This window comes from Chimaeribacter coloradensis, from assembly GCF_002858715.1.
Classification (GTDB): Bacteria; Pseudomonadota; Gammaproteobacteria; order Enterobacterales; family Enterobacteriaceae; genus Chimaeribacter; species Chimaeribacter coloradensis.
On the sequence record NZ_PJZH01000008.1, the window covers coordinates 105,481 to 122,496 of the forward strand.

Genomic DNA, 17,016 nt, shown 5'->3' on the forward strand with positions numbered 1-17,016 from the left:
ATGCCTGCCGAATCGGCTCCAATCATGAACAAAGTTCATGTTCATTGAAATTATATCACTTTTATTCAACCAGTGACTCAGGCATAAAAGAGGCATTGTTAGTAACTAATTAATATGAAGACACCGGAATGAAAAAGCAAGCAATGGAAATCGGGACATCCTGACAAGTAAAAAATTAACCGGGTTTTAAATCAGACATTAGGATACCAGATTACGATGACGACAAATTTCGCATTCACCATTAAAAGCCTCCGCTTTGACGAGCATTATAACCCCTCTGAAAATACGCGGATCACCACTAACTTTGCTAATTTGGCCAGGGGGGATAAGCGTCAGGAAAACCTGCGTAACGCCCTGGTGATGATTAATAACCGGTTTAACTCCCTGGCGCAGTGGGATAACCCGGAGGGGAACCGTTATTCCGTCGTGATTGACATCATCTCCGCAGAGCTGAATATTGAGGCGGAAGGTAATGCCAATGCCTTCCCGGTGATTGAAGTGCTGAAAACCACGATCGTTGATCATAAAACCAACGCGCATATCGAAGGCATTGTCGGTAATAATTTCTCCTCCTACGTACGGGATTATGATTTCAGCGTAGTGCTGCCGGAACATAATAAAGGCCAGGCGGAGTTCCGTATTCCGGAGCGCTTTGGTGAGTTGCATGGGCAAATCTTCAAGCACTTTGTTGATTCAGAAGCGTATAAAGCGAATTTCAGCAAGCCGCCGGTGATCTGCCTGAGTGTCTCCAATAAAAATACCTATCACCGCACCACTAACCATCATCCGGTATTGGGTGCCGAATACCAGCAGGATGCCCCTTCCCTGACGGATCGCTATTTCGCGAAAATGGGGTTAAAGGTGCGCTACTTTATGCCTGCCAACAGCGTTGCGCCCCTGGCGTTTTATTTCAGCGGGGATCTGCTGGCGGATTACACCAACCTGGAGCTGATCAGCACCATCAGCACTATGGAAACGTTCCAGAAAATTTACCGGCCGGAAATTTACAATGCGAATTCTCCGGCAGGAAAACGCTATCAACCGAGCCTGACGCAACAGGATTATTCGTTGACCCGCATTGTTTACGATCGGGAAGAGCGCAGCCGGCTGGCGATTGAACAGGGGAAGTTTACCGAAGCGCACTTCATCAAACCCTACCAGACGGTGCTTGAGCAGTGGTCTGCGACTGCCGTACTTTGATTAATTAAAAAGACAGGGTCATCTATTTATGAAAAAGTTATTACCAACCTCCACTGCCGGCAGCCTGCCTAAACCTTCCTGGCTGGCACAGCCAGAGACGCTGTGGTCACCGTGGAAATTGCAGGGTGAAGAACTCGTTGAGGGCAAACAGGATGCGCTGCGCGTAGGGCTGCAGGAGCAGCAACAGGCCGGGATTGATATCGTCAGTGACGGCGAGCAGACGCGCCAGCACTTCGTCACCACCTTTATTGAACACCTCAGCGGCGTGGATTTTGAAAAGCGCGAGATCGTAAAAATCCGCAACCGCTATGATGCCAGCGTCCCGACCGTGGTGGGCGAAGTGAGCCGCCAGAAGTCGGTATTTGTGGAGGATGCCAAATTCCTGCGCAGCCAGACTGACCAGCCGATCAAATGGGCGCTGCCGGGCCCGATGACGATGATCGACACGCTGTATGACAACCACTATAAAAGCCGCGAAAAACTGGCCTGGGAATTTGCCAAAATCCTTAACCAGGAAGCGAAAGAATTAGAGGCGGCGGGTGTCGATATTATCCAGTTTGATGAACCTGCTTTTAACGTCTTCTTTGATGAGGTGAACGACTGGGGCATTGCCACGCTTGAACGCGCCATCGAAGGGCTGAAATGCGAAACGGCGGTGCATATCTGCTATGGCTACGGCATCAAAGCCAATACCGACTGGAAAAAGACGCTGGGGTCCGAGTGGCGGCAATATGAGGAAATCTTCCCCAAACTGCAAAAATCCAATATCGATATCGTCTCGCTGGAGTGCCAGAACTCCCATGTGCCGATGGAGCTGATTGAGCTTATCCGCGGTAAAAAAGTGATGATCGGCGCGATCGACGTGGCAACCAACGCCATTGAAACCCCGGAAGAGGTGGCCGCGACGCTGCGCAAAGCGCTGCAATTCGTGGATGCCGACAAGCTCTACCCATGCACCAACTGCGGCATGGCCCCGCTGTCCCGCCATGTGGCCAGAGGCAAGCTGAATGCGCTGAGCGCAGGCGCAGAGATTGTCCGCAAAGAGTTGCTGGCGAAATAAGAAACGTGGGCGATCGCGATCGCCCTCTCCCCCGCTCTCTCAGCGCCGCCATGATCGCATTGTGGCGCTGCTCCCTCGTTCAATCTGCCCGGCACGTTGGCAATAACAATGGTTGCCTTTCCTTAATGCCACATTTCACCTGCAAAATAATTTTCACTTTCCGCTTACTCTGTCTTTACAGACCGCAATAACCTGGCCTCCATGGCAAAGATAATGAAAACGAAGGTTTTCTTTTCTTCAATTCCCGTTTCGGTTCCAAACAGAGTCACAGAATAAAATTTGTCCCTATACATGCCAAATGAACCCATACAAATATTGTGGTCATGGCGGCGGTATGCTAATTATGCATGTACCCTGCTAAACAGATAAGTGAATTGATGGAGGTAAAGAAGCCCACTCTCGATAAATATATTGATTCAACGAAATATATAATTTTGACCATTATCAAGATTGATGATTTATAAGGAAATAAAGAATGGCTATACCCGTGTACTTATGGCTCACTGATGATGCAGGAAATCTCGTAAAAGGCTCTGTTGATATAGTTAGCTCGAAAGGGTTTTACCTCAATGGAACCTACCAGTTTTCCGCAAAATACTCAGGAAAGCCGGGTTACAAAGACAACAGCGCAAATGAATGTATAAAGGGTAAAGGCCCGATCCCACGCGGCAGATACACAATCGGTGACCCTTTCTATCATCCTAAGACACGTGCATGGACGATGCGGCTCACCCCCTCAACCTCGAACTCTATGTGCGGCCGGGATGGTTTCATGATCCACGGAGATAGTTCAAAACATCCAGGCGAAGCTTCAGAGGGTTGTATCATTGTCGATTTACCAGGCCGAAAAGCAATTGCTGCAAGTGGTGATCACTCGCTGACTGTGGAGTAATTTTTATGAAAAAGGCGCTTATAGGTATTTTTATCACCGTGCCATTTTTTTCATATGCCGTAGAAAATAGATGTGCAATCGTCGGTAGTTGGATGGAGCAGTCTCTGTTTGATGCAGTCACGCATGATTTAAATATTGACGCTGCGGTTATCCAGCGCCACAAAATGAAAGTGAATGTTATGGATATTTCTCCTGTCTCTGAAGTGCTTGCGAGGCAGCTTGCCAGAACCGATAGTAATGCAGATAAGCAGAGAAATGGGGAAGCTCTCTTGCCTGAGGGTGATTATTTCGAAAGCTATTACACCAACGGGGCAAAAAACATCACGGCCAGATATATATTCGTGAACAATAAAGGCCAAAGCGATACGTTCATCGCTTCAAGCATTATAAATAATGATGAATGTTCTGTACGCTTTAATGGCTATCTGATTCTGTCACGTCAATTCTAGCAACCGCTCTCTAAGATTTTCATCGAAATCAGAATCACTCAGCAATAATAAAAGGATCCTTAGCGGATCCTTTTTTACGTGTTAATTTTCCTGCTCAGGCTTTTATCAGCAGCCCTGCCGTTATCCCCGCCCTTATACCACCGGCAGGCCGAGGTTTTCGCGCAGGGTGGCGAATTCGTACTCCTCACGGAACAGGCCGCGGCGGCGCAGTTCCGGGATCACCAGCTCCACAAACAGGTCCAGCTGTTCCGACATAATGGCCGGCATGATGTTAAAGCCATCGGCACCGCCCTGTTCCAGCCACAGCTCGAAATCATCTGCGATGTCCTCTGCCGTGCCGACAATCACGCGGTGCCCGCGCGACCCGGCTGCCACGGCCGCCAGTTCACGCAGCGTCAGGTTTTCGCGTTTCGCCATGTCTGTCATCAGTTTGACGCGGCTCTGGTTGCCCTCCCCCAGCGGCACCTCCGGCACCGGGCCATCCAGCGGGTACTGGCTGAGATCCATGCTGAAACGCAGCGACAGCTGGCGCAGGCCATTCTCAATATCCACCAGCGTGTTCAATTCCTTCCACAGCGCTTTTGCCTCTTCACGCGTGCGGCCGATGATCGGCATCACGCCGGGCATGATCACCACGTGGTCCGGGTTGCGCCCGGCGGCAATCACCTGGTCTTTCTGGGCGCGGTAGAAGGCCTGCGCCTCCTCAAGGCTGGCGGCAGCAGTGAAGATCACTTCCGCAGTTTCAGCCGCCAGCTTCTGGCCATCGGCAGAGGAACCGGCTTCGATAATCACCGGGCGGCCCTGCGGCGAACGGGTAATGTTCAGTGGCCCCTGCACCTGGAAATGCTCGCCCTGATGGTTGATCGGCTTGATTTTGTCATCGACAAAGTAGTCACCGGTCTCTTTGTTGGGCTGCACGGCACCGGCTTCCCAGCCTTCCCACAACTTGTACGCAACCTCGAGGAATTCACGCGCGCGGGCATAGCGTGACGCATGGTCAGGCATATCGCTGCGGCTGAAGTTGCGCGCCACATCGGTGGAAAACGAGGTCACGACGTTCCACGCTGCACGGCCACGGCTGATGTGGTCCAGCGAGGAGAAGCTGCGCGCCATGGTAAAAGGATCGCTGAAGGTGGTCGAGGCGGTCGCGGCCAGGCCAATGCGCGTGGTGTTGACCGCCAGCGCCGAGAGCATCGTCAGCGGCTCCAGGCGTGCCATGGTCGACGGCAGGCGGTACATGCTGGTGGCCAGCGCATCACCGACAAAGAACAGGTCGAATTTGCCCGCTTCCGCTTTTTTCGCAAGGGTGATCAGCCAGTCGATGTCAGTCGGGTCGCCCAGATGCTGTGTCAGACGCCAGCCGCTCACATGCTGGCCCACCGGTTGAACGAAAAGGCCGAGCCGCAGGCGGCGTGAGGATGTTGCGCGGTCCATAGAAGATTCCTGGTCTGTAAAAATGACAATGTGCGCCGCAGCGCACGCTTAAAAAGGGTTTTCGGTCGCCAGCAGCGCCTGTTCCAGCGCCGCAGCGGAAACGGTAAACGGCAGGCGTTCGGCGGCCCCCTGCGGGAAAGTGATCTGCTGCGCGATGCGGCGGATGGCGGCCTGGCGGTCGCCGTCCAGCGCGGGAAGCTGTAACGGCATGTCGTATTGGCGCAGCAGCGCCAGCAGCCCGGCGTCCGGTACGCCGTCATGCTCAATCAGCGACTGCACCAGCAGGCTGTAACCGACTTTCTCGCCGTGCAGCCAGGCGTGCAGCTCCGGCTGGCGGGTCAGGCGGTTATGGATGGCATGGGCAAAGCCCGGCGTGGGCACCACATCGCGCACGCTGTTCGCCAGCCCGGCCAGCACGATATTGGCATCAATGACGTTGACCAGTTCCGGCGTCACCTGCTGTTGCCGGTTGGCGGCGACGGCGGCGTCACCGTATTGCCGGTAGGTCTCCAGCGCCTGCTGCGCGGTCATCACTTTCAGGCCCAGGGCCAAATCATGCGGGTTCCGGCGCTGGTAGGGGCGGAACTCATAATATTTGGCGAGCGCATCCACAATGCCCGCCTTCAGGTAGCGCACGTCGCTTTGCGCGATCACCTCGCTGTCCACCAGCACCAGATCCGGCATTTTCTTCAGCGGCTGGCTGCGCACATAGCCCCCGTCGGCGGTATAGATGATGGCCACCGGTGACCAGGCCGCGCAGGTGGCGGCCAGGGTGGCGAAGTTCACCAGCCTGATGTCCGGGAGCTGGCCGGCGGCGGCTTTCGCGGCATCCAGCACGCGCCCGCCGCCGATTGCCAGCAGCAGTTCTGCGCCCTGTTGTTGCGTGTTCTGTGTTAACCCGGCGATGGCCTCATCGGTACATTCACCGTGGAGATACTCCAGCTGCCAGCGGATCCCATTCGCTTCCAGGCTCTGGCTTACTCCGGGATTCACTGCCTGCCAGGCCTGAGGGGAAGTCAAAATACGGATGTGCGTGGCGTAAGGTTTAATAAATTCACCCGCGCGGGCGCGCAGGCCTGCCTCATGGGCATAGGCAGACGGAGATTTAATCGCTAACACGGCGTTACCCTGATTAAATGGAAGGCTATAACGGATAAAGTAGAGTAATTACAGAGAGTTAATAGGGGTTTGTTATAGCGCTGTTTATTTTCTGCATACTACGGTAAATAGCGATTTAAGCAATAAAAAACCGGGCGTTTCATTTTCACAAATTTGTATTAGCTTAGTTATTTTTCAGATATAGCGGGCCGGGCCTTTGCTGTTAATCTCAATCCCTTCAAAGGCTCACTTAATAAACCGCCGGCATGGCGGTTTCCCGGGAAGACTATGCAACTCGATTTTCGCCAGGTCAGAGAGGATGAAGTGGATATCTATCTGGCGCTGATGCATGCCGCCTATGCGCCGGTAAAAGCGCTGGGCATCCGTTTTGATGCCGCCACGGCCAGCCGCGAACAGGCGCTGCGCCATCTGCAAAGCCACGGGGTTTATGCGTTGTATGCCAACGGTGACATGGTCTCCTCGGTGACCCTGCGCTACCCCTGGGGGCCGCTGCCCGGCCCGTTTGGCCTGCCGCACATCGGCTGGTTCGGCGCGCACCCGGATTACCCCGGGCAGCATTTTGGCCGCCAGGTGCAGGACCGCTTAGAGCAGGAGATCCTCATCGGCCAGCTGCGCGCGCCTGCGGTTTCGCTCGGCACCGCCACCAATCATCCGTGGCTGAAAGAGATGTACCTGAAGCGGGGCTTCCAGCCGATGCATACCACTGACCTGGGTAAAGGTCATATCACCCTCTATATGAAAAAAGTGCTGGATGCGTCCGCACATGACGCCTGGCTGACCCGGCAGGCCGCACCACAAGGGAATAAGGCATGAGTACCACAGATTACGCGGCGCTGGGCGAACACCTCATCGCCTTCCGCCATGAATTGCACCGTTTCCCGGAACTCTCGAACCAGGAAGTTGAAACCACCGCCCGTTTGCGCCAACAGCTGGAGCAACACCAGATCCGCATCCTCGACCTGCCGCTGAAAACCGGGCTGGTTGCGGAAGTGGGCCAGCCACAGGGGCCGCTGATTGTGCTGCGTGCGGACATCGACGCGCTGCCGATTGAGGAGCAGTCCGGCGTCAGCTACGGCTCAGAGCGCCCGGGGGTGATGCACGCCTGCGGCCATGATTTCCACAGCGCCGCGGCGCTGGGCGCGGCGATCCTGTTGAAGCAGCAGGAAGCCACGTTGCCGGGCCGGGTGCGCATCCTGTTCCAGGCGGCAGAAGAGACCGGCCAGGGTGCGCCGGAGGTGATCGCCACCGGTGCATTAACCGGTGCCGCAGCGATTTTCGGCATCCATAACGATCCCTCCCTCCCGCCGGGGGTGATCGGCAGCAAAGCCGGCCCGCTCACCGCCGCCGTGGACCGCTTTGAGATCACGGTGACCGGCACCGGCAGCCATGCCGCCAAGCCCCACCAGGGTAATGACCCGATTGTGATTGCGGCGCAGATTGTCTCGGCCGCGCAGACGCTGATCAGCCGGAACGCCCCTTCCGCCGATAACGCCGTGGTCTCGGTTACCCAGATCCACAGCGGCAGCACCTGGAACGTCATCCCCGACAGCGCCTGGCTGGAGGGCACGGTACGCACCTTCTCACAGGCGACCCGCGAACGCCTTGAACAGCGCTTCCGCGCCCTCGCGGAGGGCATCGGTGCGGCCTTTGACGCGCAGGTCAGGTTCGACTGGCATGCCGGGCCGCCGTCGGTAATGAACGATGCGCACTGGGCGGAGTTTGCCCTGCGGCAGGCCGACGCCAGCGGGTTTGAAGGCCGCGTGGTAGAGGCCAGCCCGATCGGTGAAGATTTCGCCTTCTACCAGCAGCAATTGCCCGGTGCCTTTATGATGGTCGGCACCGGCGAACCTTATGCGCTGCACCACCCGGCATTCCGCGTGAATGATGAGGTGCTGCTGCCCACGGCGCGCTATCTGGCCGATCTGGCGCGGGCGGCGCTCCAGCACCCGGGGCTGCCCCAATGAGCCTGACTGCCGCCCTGGCCGGACGGATCGTCCACAGCCAGCCGGATGCCGCGGCGCGCGACCACGCGCGTGAAGGCGTGCGGGATTTTCTGGCGGTGACCTGGCCGGTGTTACAGGGCCATGTGCCTGACAGCGGCTTACCGGCGCTGCGTACCCTGTATGGCGACGGCAGCGTGCGTTCGCAGGCGCTGCTGCTGGGCTATGCCGGCCACGCCCTCGACTATGATGATTTTCATGCTGATTTTCGCGGCCACCCCAGCGTGGTGATCCTGCCGGCGCTGTTTGCCTGGCACCACCACCACCCGGGGGCAAGCGTTGAGCAATTCTGTGAGGCCTACGCCATCGGCGTGGAAACGGCGGGCCGTCTGGGGCTGGCGGTGAGCCAGCAGCACTACGCGCTGGGCTATCACAACACCGCGACGCTGGGCACCCTTGCGGCGGCCGCGGCGCTGGCCCGTTTCCTGGATCTTACGGAGGCCGACACCGCAACCCTGCTGGGGATCGCAGCCACCCAGGCCAGCGGCCTGCGCGCGCAGTTTGGCTCCCTGGTGAAACCGCTGCATGCCGGTTTCGCCGCTGAGCGCGCGGTCACCGCCGCCCAGCTGACGCTGGCGGGCATAGACGGCAGGCAGAGCGGGGTGATTAACGCCTTTCTCGACGCCGGCAGCCGGGGCGAGGCGCAGCCGGAAAAATTGCTGGAGAACTGGGGCGCGCCCTGGCGGATCAGCGCGCCCGGGCTGGAGTTCAAGCCCTTCCCGACCTGCGCCGGGACACACAGCGCGGCGGAAGCAGCACGCCTGTTGCGCCGGCGCTGGCTGGCAAGCGGCCGGCCCCTTGAGGCGCTGCTGGATCAGATCGCGGATATTACCGTCGCTTTCCCGCCAGGCGGGGATATCGCCGCCTCGGTGCGGGTGCCCACCACGGGGATTGAGGCGCGCTTCAGCCTGGAATATGTGATTGCCGCGATGCTGATCTACGGCGACCTGCGGTTGCAGGACTTTGCCGAAGGCGACCTCAACCCGGGGATTATGCCGTTGGCCGTCCGAGTACGCCGCACCCCGGACAGCGCCGCGCCGCCGGATGCGCTTAACCCGGCGCTGCGCTTCCACGACGTGACCTTGTCACTTCAGGACGGTATGACGCTGAACCAGCGCCGCACCCGTCAGGAATCACTGGCGGAGGGCGTGGATGTCGGCGGAAAACTGCGGGCGGCATTGCGCGGGGACGCCCCGGCACTGCTGGACCACAGCGCGCTGCGCTCAACGGCGGATCTGCAGGCCGTCGGCGATGCCCTGTTGCAAGGTATCGCCTGACGGCCGGAGGGTGATGGCGGGCGCTATTGCGGGGGAATAAACGCCTGCACGGGCGTCACCTCCCCGGCAAATTTCCGCACCTGCACTACCGTGATCTGGCCGCTGCACCCCTGTGTCAGGGAAGAGGTGCCGATGTCCAGGGTCAACACGTTCGGGTTGCCGTGGCGGCATAACGGCCGGGCAGCGGTGGGGTCGACCGGGTCGTACCAGGCCCCGGTGGGGAGCTGCACCACACCGGGCATGATGGCATCGGTCAGGCGCGCTGCGGCGAGCACATGGCCCCGGTCGTTATAGAGTTCAATAATATCGCCGTCGGCAATCCCACGCGCGGCCGCATCCTGGCTGTTCAGGCGACAGACTTCCCGCCCGCCGCGCTTGCCGCTCAGGCTGTACTCCCCAAAGTCCAGCTGGCTGTGCAGGCGTGTCGCGGGCTGGTTGGCGATCAGCCAGAGCGGGTGGTCAGCGTCCGGCTTTTGCTGCGGTTCACGCCATACCGGGTGGCCCGGGCAGTTTTCATAGCCAAACCCGGCAATGGTGGCAGAGAAGATCTCAATTTTACCGCTCGGCGTCGGCAGCGGTGCCGCCTCAGGGTCAGCGCGGAAGGCGTTGATCATGCGGCCCCCGTCTTTTACCTGCGGTAGTTCAATCACCCCCTGCTGCCAGAACTGACCGAACTCCGGGATCGTGACCTGATGCGCCGCCAGCTTCTCCTGCAACTGACGGTAATGATGTTGCAGCCAGCCACGCGCGTCCCGCCCCTCGGTGAACGCCTCTTCCCTGCCGAGCCGCCGAGCCAGTTCACTGAAGATGGTGTAATCATCTTTCGCCTCCGCATAAGGTGCGGCCACCGGCTGCATGGCGACCAGATGGCGATCGGTCGGCGCGCCGCCGATGTCCTCGCGCTCCAGCGTCATGGTGGCGGGCAGGACAATATCGGCATGGCGCGCGCTGGCCGTCCAGGCGCTCTCATGCACGATCAGGGTGTCGAGCTGACAAAACGCCCGGCGCAGGCGCGCCAGATCCTGATGGTGGTGGAACGGGTTGCCGCCCGCCCAGTAGGCCAGGCGGATATGCGGATAGGTGAGCCGGCGGCCGTTGTAGTCAAATGGCGTGCCGGGGTTCAGCAGCATATCGGCAATACGCGCCACCGGGATCAGGCGGTCGATGCCGTTTTTGCCCTGCGGCAGCGCCGGGAAGCTGACCAGATTATGGTGTTTGCCATAGTGCCCCAACGCGCCCAGCGCATAGGTGTACCCGCCGCCCGGCAGCCCCGGCTGCCCGAGCGCCGCCGCCAGCACCAGCCCAAGCCACACCGGTTGTTCACCGTGCTCGGCGCGCTGTAACGCATGGGCCACCGTCACCAGCACGCGTTTGCCGTGCAACCGGCGCGCAAACGTGCCGATCGCCTCGCTGCTGATGCCGCAAATCTCTGCCGCCCAGCGTGCGTCGCGGACCACCCCATCCTCTTCACCGCGGAGGTAGGCCACCATCTCCGGCCAGCCGACACAATAGCGGGCCAGGAACGCCTCATCGGTTAAGCCGTCGGCGATCAACACCGAGAGCAGGCCGAGCATAAACGCCGCATCGGTGCCGGGCCGCAGCGCCAGCCACTCCCCCTGCGCCTCGTCAGGGAGATCGCTTTTCAGCGGGCTGACGGAGATAAAGCGGGTGCCGCGCTGCGCCGCCTGCCGCATAAAGCCACGTTCGGTATGCTCACTCAGCCCGCCGCTGGCGACCTGCGAGTTTTTCAGCGCCAGCCCGCCAAACGCCAGCACGATGTCGCTGTGGGCGGCGATCTCCTCCCAGCTCACGCCACGGCGGGCGATTTCCGTCATGTCACCGACGATGTGCGGCAGCAGCACCGAGGCCGCGCCGGAGCTGTAGCTGTTGACGGAGCGGACATACCCGCCCATCACCGTGTTCAGAAAACGGTGTACCTGGCTTTGTGCATGGTGGAAGCGGCCCGCGCTGGACCAGCCGTAAGAGCCGCCGAAAATCCCCGCCGGGCCGTGGGCGTCCCCCACCCGTTTCAGCTCCTGCGCGACCCGCTGGCAGGCTTCTTCCCAGCTGACGGCCACGTACTCATCGGCACCGCGGCGCTGATCCGGCCCCGGCCCGTTTTCCAGCCAGCCCCGGCGTACCATCGGGCGGGCGACACGGGCCGGGTGATGCAGGGCGTGGCGGAAGTTCTGCAATAAGGGGCTGGGGTCGGGGTCGCGGGGGAAAGGGGTTACCCTGAGGTGCTCGCCCTCGCGCTGGGCGTGAAATGCGCCCCAGTGGGCGCTGTGCATTACCGGTTTCTGCGTCATCACGGTTCCTGGCTCAAACAAAGAAAAACGGTGCTTAAAGCACCGTTGAAATAAAGTCTCTTACCCGCCCGTTTTCCGGGTCGTCGAGCACCTGCTGCGTCGGGCCGGCCGCCACGATTTTGCCGCCTTCCATAAAGACAATGTTGTCCGCGACCTCGCGGGCAAAGCCGATCTCATGGGTGACGATCACCATCGTGATACCGGAATGCGCCAGTTGCTTAATCACCTGCAACACCTCGCCGACCAGCTCCGGGTCAAGGGCAGAGGTCGGCTCGTCAAACAGCATGACGCCCGGGTCCATCGCCAGCGCGCGGGCAATCGCCACACGCTGCTGCTGGCCGCCGGAGAGGTTTTGCGGCCACTCCTCTTCACGCCCCGCCAGGCCCACCTGTTTCAGCAGCGCCAGCGCTTTGCTGGTGGCCTGCTGGCGGCTCTGCTTTTTCACCCGCATCGGCGCATCGGTGATGTTCTGCAACACAGTGCGGTGCGGGAAGAGGTTGAACTGCTGGAAGACCATGCCGATCTCCGCCCGCTGGCGCGCAATGGCGCTGCTGCTCAGTTCATGCAGCGCCTGGCCCTTTTGCTGGTAACCCACCATCTGGCCGCCGATACGGATGGTGCCGCCATCGAGCTTTTCGAGGTGGTTGATACAGCGCAGCAGCGTGGATTTACCGGAGCCGGATGGCCCGAGGATCACGGTGACGGAACCGGCCGGAATATCGAGGTTAACCTCGTCCAGGATGGTCACGCCGGAGAAGCGTTTGGTGACCTTGCGCAGGGTAATTGCCTCAGCCATTGCTCACGCTCCTTTCGGTTTTCGGCGCGGAGAAACGCGGCAACGACGGCCATACGCCGCGCTTTTCACGGCGCGTGACGCCGCGGCCAAAATAGCGTTCCACGTAATACTGGCCCACCGAGAGCACGGAGGTCATCAGCAGGTACCACAGCGTCGCGACCAGCAGCAGCGGGATCACCTCATAGGTGCGCTGGTAGATGATCTGCGCGGAGAACAGCACGTCCTGCAGGGAGATCACCGACACCACTGCCGTGGTTTTCAGCTGGCCGATAATCTCGTTACCCGCGGGCGGCATAATGGCGCGCATGGCCTGCGGCAGCACGGTGTGGCGGAAGATCTGCGCCGGGCGGTAACCGAGCGCGCGCGCCGCCTCAATCTGGCCATTGCCCACGCTCTGGATTCCGGCCCGCACAATCTCCGCCGCATAGGCGGACTGGTGCATCACCAGCGCGATCACGGCCGCACTGAACGGGCTGACCAGCGAGTTGGCGTCGGCATGCCAGATCTCCCCGAAACCGGGGATCGACAGCACGATGTCCGGGTAGAGTGCCGCGATGTTGTACCAGAGAAACAGCTGCACCAGCATCGGCACGCCGCGGAAAAACCAGGTATAGGCCCAGCTCACCGTCACCAGCACCGGGTTAGAGGAGAGGCGCATCAGCGCCAGCACCGTGCCGAAGGCAAACCCCAGCACCACCGAAATGGCGGTGAGCTGCAGCGTCATCAGCACACCCTGCAAAATAGAGGGGGCAGTGAAGTTTTCGGCGATCACTCCCCACTCAAAGCGCGGGTTGTTAATCATGGAATGCGCCATCGCCACGATGCACAACAGCACCACCAGCGCACTCAGCCAGCGTCCGTAGTAGCGTTTACCGACGATTTTCAGATCGTCGGCGTGGTCGTGAACATCACTCATTGAAAGATCTCTTCGTTACGTTTGGCTTCGGTCACAGCGCCAAATCCAATGCCCCAGTTGTCGAGGATTTTCTTGTAGCTGCCGTCTTTGATTAACGAGGTGAGCGCGGCCTGAACGGCCGGTTCCAGCGGCGAGGCTTTCGGGAACGCCACCGAGACAGGGGCGTCATTCACGGTGATCTCACCGCTCATAGTCAGGGGCTTGATGATTTTCACCTGCCACAGCAGCCCTTCGTACGGCCCCAGGAACATCGGGACGCGGCCGCTGACCACCGCCTGCACACCGGCCGGGCGATCCGGGAAGACCGAGACTTTGATCGGCGGTTTACCCGCGGCCTCACAGGCTTTGCTGGCCTCTTCCAGGCGGGTTACCTGGGTGGTGCCTGACCCGGCACCGACCTCTTTGCCGCATACCTCGCTGAGGGATTTAAACGGGGTAATATTGGCCGCTTTCTTTGAAATGACGCCGAGCAGGCTGGCGTTGTAGTAGCCCACAAAGTCGATCTGTTTCAGGCGGGTCGGCGTGGCGTTGATGTTTGACAGCGCAACATCATAGCGCCCGGTTTTCAGGCCGGGGATGATGTTGTCAAAACCGCCGGTGTCGCGCCATTGCACCGCGATGCCCAGGCGCTCACCCACGGCGTTCATGATGTCGATTTCACGGCCGGCCAGCGTTTTATTGTCTTCTTTATAGAAGGTGGTGGGCGGCGTGTTGGGGTTGGTTCCGGCCACGATGTAGCCGCGTTTCACGATATCCGCAGGCAACAGGCTTTTCAGCGCCGGGTCAGCCTGCACATGCAGGGCGCTGTCAGTAGGCACAGACGGTTCAGCGGCAAACGTGGTGTGCGCACTCAGAGCAAGTGCGAAAAGGGTGAAGCCTTTTGCGAATTTCACGGAACCTTTCTCCTGATATATAAAGTGTTTCCCAGCGGGAAAAGGCATTGAGGTAGCGATGTATTATTAGCGCCAAAAAGCCAATAAACCCTGTGCTTTAAGGGGGTTATCATCCTCGGAATGTCCCGTTGTCATTCTCAGTGAAGAGCTACGGCGATCACAAATGCTAAAAATAGATATATTTTCCCGGAATCCGGCAATAGACCCGTTGCGCGCCATCTGTGGATGATCCCTCTTGCCGCCTGAGGCGGCCTTCTTGTTCTTACCACGCTCAACGTCACACATTCCGCCATCAACCGGGAAGTGCCGTTTACTTATTGCACTTTATCCGAATAGAATGCATTTACACGAAGCATGGCTGGAGAGGATGATGGCTAAAGTGGTTCAGGCGGATGCATTAAGGGAGTTCGGGAAAGCGGTATTTGACGCGCTTGGCGTGCCTGAACAGGACGCCCTGATGGTGGCTGACAGCCTGGTCGCGGCGGAGCTTTGGGGCCACGCCTCCCACGGGATGCTCCGGCTGCCCTGGTATGTGGCGCGGCTGCGCCACGGGGCGATGCACCCCACCGACAGGAGCGCGGTTGAAACAGACAACGGGGCTGTCGTGGTGATTGACGGCAACCACAGCATGGGCCAGGTGCTGACCATGAACGCGGTGGAGCTGGGCATGGCGCGCGCCGGGCGTTACGGCATCAGCGCAGTCGCCGTGCGTAACTCAAACCACTTTGGCACGGCCGCCTATTTCACACGTAAAGCCGCTGAAAAAGGCTTTATCACCTTTCTGGCGACAAACGCCAGCCCGGCCATGGCCCCCTGGGGCGGTAAAGAGAAGCTGATCGGCACCAACCCCTGGTCAATCGCGGCACCGGCCGGTAAACGGGGCGTGGTGGTGATGGATATTGCCAACACCGCCGTCGCGCGCGGCAAAATCTACCTGGCCGCCGAGCGGGGCGATCCCCTGCCTGAGGGCTGGGCCGCCGACGAACAGGGCGTGCCGACCACGGCGGCAAGCGACGCCCTCCACGGGCTGATCCTGCCGATGGCGGGCCATAAAGGGTACGTCATCGCTTTTATGATGGATGTGCTGGCCGGTGTGTTGACCGGCAGCCAATTTGGTCACGGGGTCAACGGCCCCTATCAGGCAGATAAACCCAGCGGATGCGGCCACCTGCTGATCACCCTCGATATCAACGCCATGATGCCCGGCGAGCTGTTTATGGCGCGCCTCAACCAGCTGATCGACCAGGTAAAAGAGGCACCCACGGCCCACGGCGTTGCCGAAATCTTCTACCCCGGCGAGCTGGAGGATCGCCATACCCGGCACCATCTCGCGGCCGGTATCACCCTTGCCGAGCGCACCTGGGAGAGCCTCTCCCGGCTGGCGGAAGAAATGGCCGTGGCGTTACCGGCACTTATTAATGACACATCACAGGAAGCACTATGATCGCACTGACCGTTTCACTCTACGTACACGAAGAGAAGCTGGAGACTTTCCTGAAAGCTATCGAGGCCAATGCCCGCGCCACCTTTCATGATGAACCCGGCTGCCACTCTTTTGATGTCACACAGGATCTGAAAGACCCGCTGCACTTTATCTTCTATGAACTCTATACGGATGAGGCCGCCGTGGAGGCGCACCGTGCCGCGCCCCATTTTGCGGTGTGGCGCAAGGCCGCGGAGGCGTGCGTGGTGAAAGGGTCACAGGTCAACACGCTGAGCCGCCGCCTCTTCAGCCACGGCTGACCGCGTCCCCTGCCGGCTGGCGGCTGAAAAATTCAGATTGCCCCTTGTCGGATGTTGCCCGCTCAAGATGCAACCTGAGCTTCCCGGCCGCGGCCGGCCGATCCCCGGCCAACAGCAGTTCCAGGATCTCCAGGTGCTCTTCAGCATGGTGCCGGCGCTGACTGCGTTTTTCCTGCGCCTGGCGGTACTCCACAAGGCGGCGCAACTGGTTGAGGCGTCTGACGGTCTGAAGCAGGAAACGGTTGCCGGAACAGGCCGCCAGCGTCTCATGGAAGTCTGAGTTCGTCTCAAACAGCTCACGCGGCGTCATCGTCATAAAACCGCCCCCGGCGATAAACTGCTGCTGACGGCGGCACGCCTCCAGCCGTGCCCGGTCAAGGCGGAAGGAATCCCCCATCAGGCCTGCCGGCTCAATCATCATGCGCAGCGCATAACTCTCCTGATAAGCCTCAAAGGAATCAATCACCGGCAGGGTTTTCCACCCCTGCCCGGCGCGGAACTCAAGCCAGCCCTCCTGCTGGATGCGCGTCAGCACGCCCCTCAGCACGGTGCGTGAAATGTTCAGTTCGCGCATCAGCTCAATCTCGGTGAACAGCTCCGGCAGCGTGCGCGTCAGCCTCATCTCAGCAATCTGCTGATAGACAGGATCTTCACTTTGGGCAGAGAGCTGCTCCGCGAGCGGGCCCAGCTCACTGGCGTGTTGCGCCAGAAAGTAACCGCGGTTTTTGTCGTAGGTGAACATGCCTTGCTGCGTCAGAAAGGTCAGCGCGGTTTTCACCGGTGAACGGGAGGCGTTAAGCTCGCGCGCCAGCTGGGACTCAACGACATGCGTGCCGTGCGGCAACAGCTCGCGGCGTACATAAGAGACAATCTCCCGTAAAATGCGGGATTGCAGAGGAGTCAGGTTCATTTTCACCATGCCCAGGCG

At 59.6% G+C, this 17,016-nt stretch carries 16 protein-coding genes; 9 read left to right on the forward strand and 7 right to left on the reverse strand.

Features of this window, described 5'->3' with window-relative positions:
* Positions 1-216: 216 nt before the first annotated feature.
* The 4 genes from CYR32_RS10420 (at position 217) to CYR32_RS10435 (ending at position 3,601) form a co-directional block, all read left to right on the forward strand.
* A complete protein-coding gene (locus CYR32_RS10420) occupies positions 217-1,200 on the forward strand; it encodes a DUF1852 domain-containing protein (protein ID WP_101824335.1) in 984 nt (327 codons plus the stop codon).
* A 28-nt stretch (positions 1,201-1,228) separates the two neighbouring features.
* A complete protein-coding gene (locus CYR32_RS10425; protein WP_101824336.1) occupies positions 1,229-2,260 on the forward strand; it encodes a methionine synthase in 1,032 nt (343 codons plus the stop codon).
* 475 nt (positions 2,261-2,735) lie between these two features.
* A complete protein-coding gene (locus tag CYR32_RS10430; RefSeq protein ID WP_101824381.1) occupies positions 2,736-3,152 on the forward strand; it encodes a tlde1 domain-containing protein in 417 nt (138 codons plus the stop codon).
* A 5-nt stretch (positions 3,153-3,157) separates the two neighbouring features.
* On the forward strand, positions 3,158-3,601 hold the full coding sequence (locus CYR32_RS10435) for a Shiga toxin A subunit (RefSeq protein ID WP_101824337.1): 444 nt from the start codon (positions 3,158-3,160) through the stop codon (positions 3,599-3,601).
* 132 nt (positions 3,602-3,733) lie between these two features.
* Here CYR32_RS10435 and CYR32_RS10440 read toward each other — a convergent pair whose 3' ends face one another.
* Positions 3,734-5,035 (reverse strand): LLM class flavin-dependent oxidoreductase, encoded by a 1,302-nt coding sequence (locus tag CYR32_RS10440; RefSeq protein WP_101824338.1) that lies wholly within the window; start codon positions 5,033-5,035, stop codon positions 3,734-3,736.
* Between the two features lie 48 nt (positions 5,036-5,083).
* Positions 5,084-6,154, reverse strand: coding sequence for an iron-containing alcohol dehydrogenase family protein (locus CYR32_RS10445; protein WP_101824339.1), 1,071 nt, complete (start codon positions 6,152-6,154; stop codon positions 5,084-5,086).
* Between the two features lie 267 nt (positions 6,155-6,421).
* Here CYR32_RS10445 and CYR32_RS10450 point away from each other — a divergent pair, with 267 nt between their 5' ends.
* Genes CYR32_RS10450 through CYR32_RS10460 form a run of 3 tightly spaced genes read left to right on the forward strand, consistent with a single transcriptional unit; the run spans position 6,422 to position 9,431 of the window.
* Positions 6,422-6,967, forward strand: coding sequence for a GNAT family N-acetyltransferase (locus CYR32_RS10450; protein WP_101824340.1), 546 nt, complete (start codon positions 6,422-6,424; stop codon positions 6,965-6,967).
* Complete coding sequence (locus tag CYR32_RS10455; RefSeq protein ID WP_101824341.1) at positions 6,964-8,118, forward strand: amidohydrolase; 1,155 nt, start codon at positions 6,964-6,966, stop codon at positions 8,116-8,118. The genes CYR32_RS10450 and CYR32_RS10455 overlap by 4 nt, the downstream gene beginning before the upstream one ends.
* Positions 8,115-9,431 (forward strand): MmgE/PrpD family protein, encoded by a 1,317-nt coding sequence (locus CYR32_RS10460; RefSeq protein ID WP_101824342.1) that lies wholly within the window; start codon positions 8,115-8,117, stop codon positions 9,429-9,431. The genes CYR32_RS10455 and CYR32_RS10460 overlap by 4 nt, the downstream gene beginning before the upstream one ends.
* A gap of 23 nt (positions 9,432-9,454) precedes the next feature.
* Here CYR32_RS10460 and CYR32_RS10465 read toward each other — a convergent pair whose 3' ends face one another.
* From CYR32_RS10465 to CYR32_RS10480, 4 genes are read right to left on the reverse strand one after another with little or no spacing between them, the layout of a single operon-like run.
* Positions 9,455-11,740, reverse strand: a complete 2,286-nt coding sequence (locus tag CYR32_RS10465; protein WP_101824343.1) for a molybdopterin-dependent oxidoreductase — start codon at positions 11,738-11,740, stop codon at positions 9,455-9,457.
* A gap of 34 nt (positions 11,741-11,774) precedes the next feature.
* Positions 11,775-12,536, reverse strand: a complete 762-nt coding sequence (locus CYR32_RS10470) for an amino acid ABC transporter ATP-binding protein (RefSeq protein WP_101824344.1) — start codon at positions 12,534-12,536, stop codon at positions 11,775-11,777.
* Positions 12,529-13,452 (reverse strand): amino acid ABC transporter permease, encoded by a 924-nt coding sequence (locus CYR32_RS10475; RefSeq protein WP_101824345.1) that lies wholly within the window; start codon positions 13,450-13,452, stop codon positions 12,529-12,531. The genes CYR32_RS10470 and CYR32_RS10475 overlap by 8 nt, the downstream gene beginning before the upstream one ends.
* Entirely contained in the window at positions 13,449-14,345 is an 897-nt protein-coding gene (locus CYR32_RS10480; RefSeq protein WP_101824346.1) for an ABC transporter substrate-binding protein, read from the reverse strand. The genes CYR32_RS10475 and CYR32_RS10480 overlap by 4 nt, the downstream gene beginning before the upstream one ends.
* 370 nt (positions 14,346-14,715) lie before the next feature.
* Here CYR32_RS10480 and CYR32_RS10485 point away from each other — a divergent pair, with 370 nt between their 5' ends.
* Positions 14,716-15,789, forward strand: coding sequence for an Ldh family oxidoreductase (locus CYR32_RS10485; protein WP_101824347.1), 1,074 nt, complete (start codon positions 14,716-14,718; stop codon positions 15,787-15,789).
* Complete coding sequence (locus tag CYR32_RS10490; RefSeq protein ID WP_101824348.1) at positions 15,786-16,088, forward strand: putative quinol monooxygenase; 303 nt, start codon at positions 15,786-15,788, stop codon at positions 16,086-16,088. The genes CYR32_RS10485 and CYR32_RS10490 overlap by 4 nt, the downstream gene beginning before the upstream one ends.
* Here CYR32_RS10490 and CYR32_RS10495 read toward each other — a convergent pair.
* The gene (locus CYR32_RS10495) at positions 16,075-16,998 is read right to left on the reverse strand and encodes a GntR family transcriptional regulator (RefSeq protein ID WP_101824382.1); all 924 of its coding nucleotides are present in this window, start codon (positions 16,996-16,998) and stop codon (positions 16,075-16,077) included. The two genes, CYR32_RS10490 and CYR32_RS10495, sit on opposite strands and share 14 nt — an antisense overlap.
* Between the last annotated feature and the right edge of the window lie 18 nt (positions 16,999-17,016).